Origin of the sequence: Cyclobacterium plantarum (genome assembly GCF_011290685.1) — a bacterium.
Taxonomy (GTDB): Bacteria; Bacteroidota; Bacteroidia; order Cytophagales; family Cyclobacteriaceae; genus Cyclobacterium; species Cyclobacterium plantarum.
Window position 1 is genome coordinate 272900 of sequence record NZ_JAANYN010000005.1, and the last position, 13699, is coordinate 286598.

General features: G+C 46.8%; 6 protein-coding genes. All 6 read left to right on the forward strand.

Features of this window, described 5'->3' with window-relative positions:
- The first annotated feature begins 25 nt into the window (after window positions 1-25).
- Window positions 26-3205 carry a SusC/RagA family TonB-linked outer membrane protein gene (locus tag G9Q97_RS13545; protein ID WP_166147684.1) on the forward strand — a complete coding sequence of 1060 codons (3180 nt, stop codon included), beginning with the start codon at window positions 26-28 and terminating at the stop codon, window positions 3203-3205.
- A 16-nt stretch (window positions 3206-3221) separates the two neighbouring features.
- A complete protein-coding gene (locus G9Q97_RS13550; protein ID WP_166147686.1) occupies window positions 3222-4655 on the forward strand; it encodes a RagB/SusD family nutrient uptake outer membrane protein in 1434 nt (477 codons plus the stop codon).
- Entirely contained in the window at window positions 4655-7171 is a 2517-nt protein-coding gene (locus G9Q97_RS13555; protein ID WP_246255663.1) for a hypothetical protein, read from the forward strand. Before G9Q97_RS13550 ends, G9Q97_RS13555 begins: the two co-directional genes overlap by 1 nt.
- A 74-nt stretch (window positions 7172-7245) precedes the next feature.
- On the forward strand, window positions 7246-8676 hold the full coding sequence (locus tag G9Q97_RS13560) for a sulfatase family protein (protein ID WP_166147687.1): 1431 nt from the start codon (window positions 7246-7248) through the stop codon (window positions 8674-8676).
- Between the two features lie 32 nt (window positions 8677-8708).
- Complete coding sequence (locus G9Q97_RS13565) at window positions 8709-11918, forward strand: glycosyl hydrolase (RefSeq protein ID WP_166147689.1); 3210 nt, start codon at window positions 8709-8711, stop codon at window positions 11916-11918.
- 35 nt (window positions 11919-11953) lie between these two features.
- Window positions 11954-13558, forward strand: a complete 1605-nt coding sequence (locus G9Q97_RS13570) for a sialate O-acetylesterase (protein WP_166147691.1) — start codon at window positions 11954-11956, stop codon at window positions 13556-13558.
- Window positions 13559-13699 lie beyond the last annotated feature (141 nt).

Consider the following 13699-nt stretch of genomic DNA (forward strand, 5'->3'; position numbering starts at 1 on the left):
AGTTAATAACCAAAACCAAAATACCATGAAAACAGCTTTCAAAATTTCGGTGGTTCTAATGATCCTGGGGATCTTTCCCGGCCATTATAACCTGTTTGCGCAAGTCGCTGATCGGTTGAACATCAGCGGAACAGTGACGGCCGCAGAAGACGGTAGCACTATTCCGGGAGTAACCGTATTGGAGAAAGGCACCTCCAACGGCACCGTGACGGACATTGATGGAGAATTTCAGATCGACGTAAGCAGTACCAGCTCCGTTTTGATCTTCTCTTACGTAGGGTACATTACTGAGGAGGTTCCGGTTGGCAGCCAGAATGTAGTGAATATTCGATTGCGGACTGATCAAAAACAACTGGATGAAGTAGTGGTAGTAGGTTATGGTACCCAACGAAGAAAGGATTTGAGTGGGTCCATTTCCCGGATCACATCTGAGGAGTTTTTACAGCCCTCCTCAGTTAGTTTTGACCAGATGTTGCAGGGAAAGGTTCCCGGAGTACAGATCAACCAAACTTCAGGTGCTCCAGGTGGGAATGTGAATATTCTGGTAAGGGGCGTAAGTTCCATTACAGGAGGCAACCAGCCACTATATGTAATTGACGGGTACCCGGTCGATGGTGGAGGCAATACGGATATGAGTGGTTATGGCGGATCCAGCTTTTCTTCGGAAAACATGGCTTCCAACACATCCAACAGGATCAACCCTCTCACTTCCATCAATCCATCGGATATTGAGTCCATCGAAATATTAAAGGATGCTTCTGCTACGGCAATTTATGGTTCAAGGGGCTCCAACGGAGTGGTCATTATTACCACCAAAAGAGGATCTTATGAAAAGGCACAAATAAACCTGGATATATCACATGGTTACCAGGAAGTGGCTAACAAATTGGATATGATGAATGCGCAGCAGTACGCAGAATTTGTAGCAGATGGCAGAGACAACGCCTGGGTATTTGCAGGAGGAAACATTGATGACCCCAATTCGGTGCGAAGTGTGGCAACACGGGTAAGGCCGGAGTTCAGAAACCCTTCATCCATTACTACTGACACCGACTGGCAGGATGTCATTTTCAGGACAGCTCCTGTCAGTAATATTCAGCTTTCTTCCAGAGGGGGGACAGACAATACCAATTTTTTTATCTCAGCCGGCTATTTTTCTCAGGAAGGAATCGTCGTTAATTCTGATTACAACCGATTTAACTTGCGGGTGAATTTTGATGCCCAGATCACCGATAATATCCGCGTCGGAACATCTACGTACGGTTCTTATGGTTATGGGCGTTTTGCCAATACCGAATCTCATTACGGACAAGGAGGGCTTCTTTCAAATGCACTGGCCGCATCACCCACTATTCCTGTTTATGATGATGAAGGGAATTATTATTTTGACCAGGCGGATGTTACTGACGGCTTGGGCTTTCTGGCCAATGTGCTGGCAGTAAGTGAAGGGACACAGGACAGAAGGAAAGTGATGGATGTTTTTACCAATAACTACCTGGAAGTAGATTTAACAGAAAACCTGATGTTCAGGACTTCTGCCGGAGTAAATTTCACCTCCAATAATACGCGTTTATGGCGGTCAAATGCTGTTCCATTGTATACCTCTCTGAATTACCCTGCGACCGCAGGTGCTACCAAAATCGAGAGTTTGAATTGGCTAAATGAAAACACACTTAACTATAATCGGATTTTTGATAACAAGCATTCTCTCAATGCAGTAGTTGGTTTTACCGCTCAGAAAAATAGCAGTGACAGGCTATCTGCAGGAGCTTCTGATTTCCCTACTAATTATGTGACTTACCTGTCGGGAGGAATTGTGAATGCAGGTACCCAAACCTTGAATGAATGGTCACTGATGTCACTGATGGCAAGGGTTAATTATGCTCATGACGGCAAATATTTGTTTACCGCCACCATTAGACGGGATGGCAGTTCCCGGTTTGGCAGCAATTACAAATGGGGATCGTTTCCTTCGTTTTCAGTAGGATACAATATATCCGAAGAGGAGTTTCTTAGCAATGCAGATTTTCTCAGTAATTTAAAACTGAGGGCCAGTTATGGTATTTCGGGTAATAATCAAATCGGTAACTATACCCATATTGGGTTATTGTCTACCACACGCTATATTAATAATAGCGGATTGATTCCGGGTTTGGTGCCGAGCAGTTTGGCCAATGACGACCTTACATGGGAAATATCGAGACAAACCAATTTTGGTTTGGATTTGGGCTTGTTTCAGGACAGGATAAACCTCACGGCAGACGTGTACCGTGACCTCAAAACAGACCTGCTCTTGGCCGTTCAGTTGCCAGCGGCTTCAGGATTTACAAGTTCCACCCAAAACATTGGCGATATTGAGAACAAAGGGCTTGAGTTGGGGTTGAATACCATTAATGTCAACCAAACCAATTTTGGTTGGAACAGTAACTTTACATTTACGGCCAATAGAAACAAAGTATTGAAATTGGCCACTGAGGGTGGAAGAATAGCTACCTCCTCCTTTCAGGTCACTCAGGTAGGATATCCTGTTTCCAGTTTTTTCCTAATCAACAAATTAGGCGTATTCATGACAAGTGAGGAGTTGGATGGTGCGGCGTTGTTTCACCCAAGGACCCAGGCTGGCGATCTTAGGTTTGAAGATGTGGACGGAAATGGTGTCATCAATCAAAACGACCGGAAAATAGTAGGAGATCCCTGGCCAGATTTTGTATGGGGAATGGATAATAATTTCAGGTTGGGGGCATTTAGCCTCAATGTTTCACTTGTGGGATCACAAGGTGCTCAAACTTATTTGATGTCTGGTGGCTCCTTGATGGGTTCTAATAGTGTGCAAAATGGGTTGGCGATTCAGGACCGGAGGTGGCGATCAGAGGAAAATCCCGGGGATGGGATTATCCCCAGGGCCATCCGAAGTAACTATGCCAACGGTTTTGGTACTTCTTCCCAATTCCTATTTGATGCCTCATTTGTGAGGTTAAGAAACGTCATGTTGGGATATGAAATGCCGCAGGAGCTGGTGAGCAGGTTCAAGCTAACCAGATTAAATGTGTATGGCAATATTGCCAATCTTTACACCTGGACCGACTATCCGGGATACGACCCGGAATCTACTACTACGGGAAATAATGTGGTCAATGCAGGATTGGACTATTTGAACTACCCGCTTCCACGTACCTATACACTTGGTCTTAAAATAACCCTATAACCTTAGAAAGAACGTCATGAAAAGATATTACATATATATAGTTTGCTGCATATTAATGTCGGCTTGCTCTGATTTTCTGGAATTGGAGCCTGAGCATCAGATCAGTGAAGGCTCGTTTTATCAAAATGTCAACGATTTCGAAACTGCTTTAATTGGGAGTTATTCCGGGTTACAAAACCTTCACAGCACCGCGTTGGTATATTTGGGTGAACTCACTACTGATAATGCGGAAATTCAATGGACATCGCCCACTGTTTCGGAAGTGGAGTTGGACGAAGTGAATTTTACCCCTGCCAACGGCTTTCTGAATACCGTTTGGTCGCTGTGTTTTACTACCGTGTCCAGATCCAATAATATTCTCAACCGGTTGGACGATGTGGAAATGAGTGCATCGGCAAAGGATCAGATCCGGGGAGAGGCACTGTTTTTAAGGGCATACGGCTACTTTCACCTGGTAAGGACATTTGGACAGGTTCCTATAGTGGATGTTGCTTTCAGAAGTCCCGCAGCGATAAATTCGTACGACATGTCAAGAAAACCTATTGAGGAAGTATATGCCCTGATTGAGCAGGACCTCACCCAGGCTGCCATGCTATTGGAAGGGGTAAATGGTTTGGGAAAATCCAGGGCTTCAACCGCTGCGGCAAAAACCTTGCTAGGGAAGGTCTACCTGACTACTCAGGAATATGACCTGGCCGCCAGCATTCTGAAGGAAGTGATAGATAGCAACGCCTACACCCTCAACGAGGATTACAAAAGCTTATTTAGTCCGGGAAATGATGATCTGGATGAATCTATATTTGAAATTAAATTCATGTCTGGTAACCTGGGCGTGGGCAACGGTTTCTCCAGTATTTTTACGCCTGCCCGGTTTGATATGGATATTTTCCCGAATCAGATGCAAGGTTCCGGAAGGGTGCTTCCTACTCCTGATATGGCAAATGCCTATGAAACCGGCGATCTAAGGAGAGAGGCTTCGATTGGTGACTCGGTGCTTTTGGTTACCGGAGAATACGAAGATGAATTGTATGGACTTAAATTTGTAGATTTTACGACAGGTGTCCAGGGAGATGGAGGAGTGAATTTTACTGCGCTTAGGTATGCAGACGTATTATTGATGTACGCAGAGGCGATTAACCAGACAGGAAATACCGGGGAATCATTGGAATACCTGAATAGGGTGCGAAATCGTGCCGATTTGGAAGATTTATCAGGCTTGTCTTCAGATGAGCTGTCATTGGCATTGGAACAGGAAAGGCGGGTAGAATTTTTCCTGGAGGGACACCGTTGGTTTGATCTGGTAAGAACAGGCAGGCTTTTACCGGTTATGAACGGGTATTTTCAGCAGAATAACATGAATTTTACAGTGGAGGAGCATAATTTGGTGATGCCGATACCCCTGAGGGAAATCGACATCAATCCTGACCTAGGACAAAACACCGGGTACTGATGACCACATTCATGAGGTACGGGTTACTTTTCGTGTGCCTGCTTATTGCATGGCACACGAACGCACAGGATAATCTTAAGGGAAAGCCGTTCAACAACATTACGTTGGAGGCTTCCCTAAAGCCTTTTAAGGTTAACGAGAAGGCGTATATTCGGGCGGTCGCCCATGAAATGTTTACCCAGTGGCAATCCTTACTCCGGCATGCTGATACCGTTTCCGTCATGTTATGGACCGGCGACGGGTCAGAAATACTGGATTATAAGGGCAATAAGTTTCAACCTTTGGAATGGGCGATGTACATGGGAAACCCGAATACGGAACATGAAGTGGGATCAGGGCCAGAATCCCTCTCCCTTCATGAAAGAGCCCTTTTGTATCGGGAAAATCCTCCGGAATTCAATTATGGGGACCTGGCTTTTATCGTTAAATCCCTCAAAGAAGCAGGTAGAAGAATTACGGGTAAACCGATTCTGGTAGGAGCCACTTTTGATCCAGGGCCGGAATTCGCCAAATCCCCTTTTAAATATGAAAAACACCCGGAAATATTGGGTGGCAATGCCATGGGGCACAAAACCTTTGTGAGCAGTTATGCTGTATTGGAAGGTGATTCCGAAACCTATGCTGGCTTTCCTGACGGTATTCCCGACGAGACACCGTTTGGTACTTTCTTTGGCCGGCAGAGCCAACATTTTCTTACCGATTTAGGCTTTGATTATATCTGGTTCAGCAACGGGTTTGGGTTTGGAGCAGAAGGATGGTCTGCCACAGGGGCCATTTTTTCCGGGAAAGATTTTCAGGAAGAAAAGCTCAACCCTGCCGCAGGAAAAGTATTGGAATTCTGGAAGCTTTTTCGTCAGGAATGTCCGGATTTTCCCATTCAAACCCGCGGAACAAATCTTTCCGTAGGCACTGACCTGGCCAGGGATGCGGTCGATTTGAAAGGAATCTATGAGGGAGGATTTAACATGTTGCCTCCGCCTAATTCTCCATGGGCTGCTCTGGATGGCGATTTTGGGTTAGAGTTGGCCGGATACATGTCCAGAATGGCTGAATTGCCTGATTCCAGGTTTCCTTTTAGGTACTACACGCATGACCCATGGTGGATCAATAGCCCTTGGCTCGACAGGTATGGGCGGGAACCGCATGACATTTACCTGCCGATGTCAGTAGGAAGAATTGATGAAAATGGAGAAATGGGTGTTCCCAGCCATCTGAATTTCCTGACCATTGATGATACTTATGGGAATATGCCTACGCAGGTACCTGATGAAGTGATCCCTCATATTCTAAAGGCCAGGTATGACCTGCCTACATCCCCAGGTCCGTTGGTTTGGGTGTACCCATTTGACGAGTACCATGATTGGGCAAAAAATGAGGACGGAAGGTTACCAGAGGTATATTATGGTGATTGGTTTATCCGGCAGGCCATCAATTCCGGTCTGCCATTGAATACGGTTATTTCTACGACATCTTTTCAGGAAGTAAACGTAAAAAAGTCCGGGATATTTAAAGAATCGGTGCTGGTTACCATTGCCCCGGCAAAAGATTCGCGCTATGAGAAGGCCTTAATGGAGTTTGTGAAAAATGGAGGCAAACTCATTGTATTCGGGCCGATGGATCATTCGGGCCCCGAATTTATGGATTTTATCAATCTTACTAACTTAGCTCCTTTAAAAGGTGAAATGCGATTGGTTTCCAGGGTAAATGAAGATCTGGTGGAGAAGAATGCTCCTGGTTTGATTAACCATAGGTCTTTATTTTCCGGCGGAGGGTTCCGTTCGAAAATGAGTGATCCCGAAGATGAATATTCAAGAAAACTGCTTCATGTGGAGCAATCGGGCCAGTTAAGAGACATGGCCTGGGTTCGGGCCCATCCGGATTGGAAGGGAGGTAAAGTTTTGTATTTTAGAGGGACCAACTCCAGTGATTTTACGGGAGGCAGGCTATTGACCCCGGATGATCCGGAAGAATATGTAATTGTTCCAGGATTACTTCGAAAGATGTTGTCGGCATTTGGAATGAACCTCAAGGTTGAAAAACAGAATATTTCGATTAAAGATCCGGTGCTGACCATCAACCGATCGGACAATGCCTTTATTTTCTCCGGGTATAATCCGAATTCTACCGTTAAGCAATATTTTAAATTTGAACAGGGGGCACCATTGCTGTTGGGTCTGGAAACGATACTTGAAGAGGGCCATTCCACATATACCATGCCTACCGCATGGCACAGGGAGTGTCGGGCTTTTGTGGAGCAGGAGTCTGGTATGCTCTCCTTTAAGGAGCTACATTCAGGTCAAAAAGGAATTGAAAAGCGGTACCAGGTGAGCGGATTAAAGAACGGCACCCTAAGGTTTTATCCCCAGGACGCTGTCACGAAGGATGATTTGCAGGTTTTTCTTAATTCCGGCTATCCCTGGAAAAGCGGACAGGTCCAGTTTACTGTAATTAATGACGAAAGAGGATCCTATGTAGAAGTAAGTAATGTTACCGGAACAGTGGTGTTTGCCTGGTAATAAAATCTAAAAAACGATGTCGCTCAAATCAATGCTTAATACTGCTTAGGCACTACCAATAAATCCTATTTTCTATGCGTTTCGATAACTTATCCTATCTGTTCTCAATCCTTATAATCGGGGTATTCTTACCTGGATGTTCCGAAAAAGGCGAAGAGAAAGCAAAGCCAAATATCCTGATCATACTTACCGATCAGCAAACCAATGATGCCATCAGTTATTTGGGCAATCCAAATTTACATACGCCTGCAATGGATCAGTTGGCAGCTGAAGGTACCTATTTTACAGCGTCTTATTGTACCAGTCCGGTGTGCGGGCCTGCCAGGAGCAGCCTGATTACAGGAATGATGCCTCATAAAACAGGTGTGGTCTGGAATTCCACACATATTGATTCCTCCGTGCCCACGATTGGCCATCTTTTTCAAGATGCAGGATATCAAACAGCCTGGGCAGGAAAGTGGCACCTGCCGCAATCCTACCCTGCCAAAGACAATATGGATTCCGTGTCGGGGTTTAAAGTGATTCCCTTTCAGTCTCTGGATGAGGCCTGGGACCTGGGTGAGGACACTGACGGACCTATTGCAGATGCAGCGGTAAATTATATTCGGGAGTATAACAGTGAAAATCCCTTTCTTCTGGCCGTTTCCCTTCACAATCCGCATGACATTTGCCATGTGCCGAGAAGGCCTGATGAGTATGCCAAAGCTGACGAGTTGGATACGCTCCCTCCTTTGCCTCCGAATTTTGGAATTGCCGAAGATGAGCCGGAATTCCTTGACGAAAAACGGTTGATGGACCATTATGGGGATGAGCTGTTGTTAACCAAAGACTACAGCCCCGAAGACTGGCGGGCCTACCTGTACCATTATTACCGGTTTACGGAGATGGTAGACAAAGAGATAGGAAAAATAATGGAGGCACTTAAATCCGCAGGGCTGGATGACAATACAATTGTAGTCCTTACCAGCGAACATGGAGATGGTGCCGCTGCGCACCGCTGGGCAGCCAAATTGAGTTTATATGAGGAGGCAGCTACGGTTCCCTTTATTATTCGCTGGAAGGGGCATGTCCCCTCCCGAAGTATAAACCGGGATCAGTTGGTCTCGGGAGTAGACCTGGCGCCAACCTTATTGGATTATGCCGGTGTCGGAAATAATGCCCAATTTACCGGCAAAAGCCTGAGGCCGGTGTTGGAAGATCCCCGGGAGAATTTAAGGGACTATTTGGTCGTGCAGTTGGCCGATGATAAACTGGATTCCACCAGGCATGCAAGAATGATTCGGAATAAGCGCTTTAAATATAACCTGTATAATCAGGGAGAAAGAAACGAGCAATTGTTCGATTTGTGGAAGGATCCGGGAGAAACAACCAATCTGGCCTATGAAGAAAATTATCTGTCTGTCAAAAACACCATGAAGGCAGCATTATCAGCATGGATCAGGGAAATCGGCGATCCGTTTCTGGAATGGCATCCCTTGCCGGAACACAGCTCGCTTACCCAATAGTAACGAATCTTAAATCCCAAAATCTCCAGACCATGAATACAAAAATCAAATACATCCTTTTCCTTTCCGGTTTTTTTGCCGGGCTTATTTTGCCTGGTTTTGGACAAAATAGCCCGGAATATGAAAAGTTTCACAGAGGGTTTCAAACCCCGCCTCCCGATGCCCACCCCATCGTTTACCATTGGTGGCTGGGTGGGCATGTAGATAGCCTGCGGTTAAAGGAAGAAATACGTGCATTCAAGGAAGCCGGAGTATCTGGGTTTACCATATTTGAAATCGGATCCAGAGATACAATTCTGGTCGGCACAGGTCCGGAATTTTTGGGAGAAGAATCCTTGAAAACTATCCAATTTGCGGTGGAGGAAGCCGGAAAGTTGGAGTTGGAAGTAGGCTTAAATACGGCCAGTAGTTGGAATGCGGGAGGGAACTGGCTGACCCCAGAGCATGCCGCCAAATCCATTTATCAATCTAAGGTCAATCTTTCCGGTGGCAAAAGACAGAAAATTACCATTCCCTTTCCCGAAATACCGGAAAGGGATCCAAGAGGAAGAAAGCGGATGATAGAATTCGGAGCGGATGGTAAACCGGTTTATGCAGCCGAAATCGCCCTGCTGGCGATTCCCGAATTTCCCGGAGAAAGTCTGGCAGATACCAGCCAAATCAGGGATATTTCAGAATTTTTCAATCCTAAAACGGAGATTCTGGACTGGGAGGCTCCGGAAGGAGAATGGAAAATTGTACGATATGTGAGTTCTAATTCCGGTGAAAACCTGATTCTGCCCAGTAAATATTCCGCAGGCCCCATTGTGGACCATTACGATGCCGAAGCCACAGCCTTCCATTTTAATTATATCATCGACAGATTGCAATCGGTGTTGGGGGACCTGAGACAAACTGCCCTCAAAAGCCTTTACATGGCCAGTTATGAAGCCAGGGGTTTTACCTGGACCCCCACGCTACCGGAGAAATTCAAGTCGATCAATGGATATGATGTCAAAAAACTCCTGCCAATCTTATTTGAAGAAGCGGAATTTTCAGCCGAAACAACAGCCAATTTCCAGGCTGATTTTCAGCGGACCTTGTCCGAACTGATGATCCAAAATTTTTACATGAAATCCAAAGAAGTCTGCAATGCCCATGGCCTCAAAAACAACAGTGAGGCCGGAGGACCCGGTCTTCCCCTGCACAATGTTCCCGTGGAACCGTTAAAAGCTTTGGGAAAAGGGCTCGACATCCCCAGAGGTGAATTCTGGATCAATCACGGCCGGTACAACGAAGACGGGATGGATATTTTACGGGTGGTGAAGGAAGTCTCCTCGGCCTCTCACATATATGGGCTGGGAATTGTTGAAATGGAAGCCTTCACTTCATTCCAACACTGGCAGGAAGGCCCTTTTGAGATGAAGCCGATCGGAGACCGGGCTTTTGCTGAAGGTATGAATAAAGTGGTGGTGCATGGATCTACCCACAATCCGGACGGAACAGGTGTGCCCGGTATCGTCTACCATGCAGGAACCCATTACAATGACAAGAGGGTATGGTGGCCGAAGATCAGGCCTTTTAACGAATACCTGGCCAGGGTTTCCTATATTCTTCAGGAGGCTGATTTTAAAGCTGATTTCCTTTACTATTATGGGGATACCATTCCCAATTATGGCGGGCATAAACGTGGCAGGTTCTCCCCGGGGGCGGGTTATGACTACGAACTGGTCAATACGGAGATACTCCTTGGGCTGGAAGTGCAGGAAGGCAAGATCATTAATCCCATAAATGGAGCGAAATTCAGCGTGCTGGCATTGACGGAGGAGCATAAAATCCATCCGGAAGTTTTGCTTAAGCTGAGAGATATGGTAGAAAAGGGGGCGGTAATCATCGGGCCCCGACCAAAAGAGATTGCTCGCAGAAAATTGAAGCCAGGAATGCCTGATATGAATGGATGGCTGGAAGAACTTTGGCAGGCGGATGGGCCAAAAGAATTTACGGAGGGAGCATCAATGATCTACCAGGATCGCGACCCTACAGGGCTGATGCAGGCAATGGGAATTGTGCCTGATTTCGATTATGCCGACAAGTCATTCTATACACTGGACTATACCCATTACCAAAAAGGGGAGATGGATTTCTATTTTATCGTCAATACCACAGGGGATTGGCTTTCCAGAAATGTGCATTTCCGGCAGCAGGATAAGGTGCCGGAGATATGGGATCCGGTTAGCGGCCAAATTGTGCCGGTGGCTGTGTATGAACAAAAAGAAACCCAAATCAGCCTTCCCCTTACATTGGCTCCCTACGAAAGCAAGTTTGTCGTATTTGGGCCGGGAAAGGCTGAAGCGCATTATTCACAAATTGCAGGTGCTGGTTTGCATCCGCCAAAAATAACCTATTCGGCGGACGGCATAGAGATATGGGAAGAGGGGATCTTTGTATTGAGTGAAGAAGCCGGTTCTCAGGAAATACATAGCAGTATTCATGAAAGTAATATTGATGGAGCCTGGGAGGTGTTTTTTCCGGAAGGCTGGGGTGCTCCCGAAAAAGCTGTGTTTCCGGAGCTGACATCCTGGACTTCATCTGATGTGGAGGGGATCAAATATTTTTCGGGAACAGCCCGTTATGAAAAGCAATTTGTACATGCCCTTCATCCTACGGACCAGGCCGGTGCCAAGACTTATCTGGATTTGGGAGATCTTTCACATGTGGCGGAGGTCTGGCTGAATGATGAGCGTTTGGGCATTACCTGGGCCAAACCTTATCGTTTTGATGTGACCGATCTACTTCGCCCGGGGATCAATACGCTACGCGTCGAGGTAGCCAATACCTGGTCCAACCGGATTACCGGAGACGCCATTACTGGAGGAAACTTTACCCAAACGCATATCGAGGAAACCAATATCAAAGGGATCAGCCATATCCGGGTGCCCTGGGAGGAAGTGCCATTGATACCTTCGGGATTGTTTGGACCGGTTATGCTCCGTACGGTTGTCCCGGTCAGTTTACCCCAATCGCTACAGACCGCAAGGGTATTCTCCGATAATATGGTGCTCCAAAGGGATCAGCCGATCCCCGTTTGGGGTGTCGGGACAGCGGGTGATGAAGTGGCCGTCCGTATGGGAAACAAAACAGCCAGGGCAAGGGTGTCATCCAACGGAAACTGGGAGGTAGCTCTACCGGCCTTCCCAGCCGGCGGACCCTATTCCATGAACATCGAGGGGGCAAAAAAAAAGTCGAATTCAACAACGTTCTGATAGGAGATGTCTGGCTGGCTTCAGGACAATCCAATATGCAGCATCCCATTGGAGGTTGGGAATGGATCCCCCATTCTGAAATCAGGAATGCTGCTGAAGAATTAGCGGACAGCGATTACCCGGAAATACGGCTTTTCGATGTGCCCCTATTCCCCTCACCAGTTCCGGTGAAGGATCTTTCTGCTGGTAGCTGGGAAATGGCTGGCCCGGAATCATTGGCTAATTTTTCTGCACCTGCCTGGTTCTTTTCGAAAAAGCTCCACGGGGAATTGGACATTCCGATTGGAATCATCCACAGTTCCTGGGGTGGGACCAGTATATTGACCTGGACCAATGAACAGACGCTGCAGGATTTTGTGGACTCCCTGCCACGACAACGGGAAACCGATCTGCGGTATTTTCCTCAAACCTGGGGTAATCAGGTTCAGGCCGCAAATGAACATCACCGTATCCGGAGAAACAAGTTGAGTCATCCAGACCCTGAAGTTAAGCGCCAGATGCTTGAGCCCGGGTATTCCGCAACTGGTTGGAAAGATTTGGATCTTTTTGATGATACAGCGGCACATGGCCAGGTGCTGTGGATAAAGCAGCAGGTAAACCTGGAGCAGGAGTTGGCAACCGCAGACCTGACCTTGCAGCTCGGATTCCTGGACAGGCAAAGTCATGTGTATTGGAATGGACAGGAATTGGGATATTTCCAATACCCAGCACCGATAAGCATCAGGGTGCCTGCAGCCTGGATAGCGGGTGGCATCAACGAAATCACCGTGCGTCTCTCCAACCCATGGGGAGGAGCTAGCTTTCATGGTGCCCCGGAAAAATATGCCTTAAACGAAACTTCCGGTAATTTTCAATTATCACTTGTTTCCGGCTGGAAAGGAATCGAAAATCAGGAACCCATTCCTCCTGCAAGGCCCTTTTATGTAAACGAGCCTTCGTTTTTATTTAACGGTATGATCAGTCCGCTCATTCCCTACGGAATCAAAGGCTTTATTTGGGACCAGGGTGGTGCCGATGCCAGAAGGCCTGAATTGTATGCGCAGCTATTTAAGCGACTGATTCGGGACTGGAGAGCCTACTGGAAGAATGAAAAGCTGCCTTTTCTTTTTGTACAAAACACCGGAACCTATTCCAGCCATGAATTTGGAAAAAGGACGTTCGTAAGAAGTCCGCTCCGTGAAGCGCAGGAAACCGCATTGGAACTTCCTCATACCGGGATGGTAGTTTCCATCGATATTGGGGATCCCTTTGATGTCCACCCCAAAAACAAGCAGGAATTTGGCAGGCGACTGGCATTACAGGCACTCGAGAAAGTGTATGGACTGAGCGTGGAGGCCGATGGCCCCTATTATGGCTCTCATCAAGTCAAGGCGGATACGGTAATTGTCCATATGAAGGATCCGGGGCAGCAATTGGTTTTGGATTGTACCGGTGAATCCTGCGGTTTTGAGCTTGCCGACGCTGATGGAGTATTTCATCCAGCGAATGCCGTCTTGCAGGGAAATACCATTCGGGTGCATTACGGAGAAGTCACCCAACCCACTGCCATTCGATACGCCTGGGGAGATTATCCGCAGGCAGGCGTTTTTAACCAGGAAGGTTTGCCGTTGGCGCCATTTAGGGTGACGTTGGCGGATTGAGTGGTTCTTTGCACAAACTGAAATTCTCCTGGTTGACGGAGCTCGATTCCTGATTGGTATTTTCTTTTGCTGTTTTCAGGTTCAGGTTTGAAGTCTCGCATTCACGGTTCGGAATTTTCAGGAAAAAAAACTAACTAGGAA

Excerpts from the sequence above, each read along its gene's own strand:
- G9Q97_RS13565 (WP_166147689.1), top strand. The coding sequence starts at position 8,709 with ATGAATACAAAAATCAAATACATCCTTTTCCTTTCCGGTTTTTTTGCC.
- G9Q97_RS13555 (WP_246255663.1), top strand. The coding sequence starts at position 4,655 with ATGACCACATTCATGAGGTACGGGTTACTTTTCGTGTGCCTGCTTATT.
- G9Q97_RS13550 (WP_166147686.1), top strand. The coding sequence starts at position 3,222 with ATGAAAAGATATTACATATATATAGTTTGCTGCATATTAATGTCGGCT.
- G9Q97_RS13545 (WP_166147684.1), top strand. The coding sequence starts at position 26 with ATGAAAACAGCTTTCAAAATTTCGGTGGTTCTAATGATCCTGGGGATC.
- G9Q97_RS13570 (WP_166147691.1), top strand. The coding sequence starts at position 11,954 with ATGCAGCATCCCATTGGAGGTTGGGAATGGATCCCCCATTCTGAAATC.
- G9Q97_RS13560 (WP_166147687.1), top strand. The coding sequence starts at position 7,246 with ATGCGTTTCGATAACTTATCCTATCTGTTCTCAATCCTTATAATCGGG.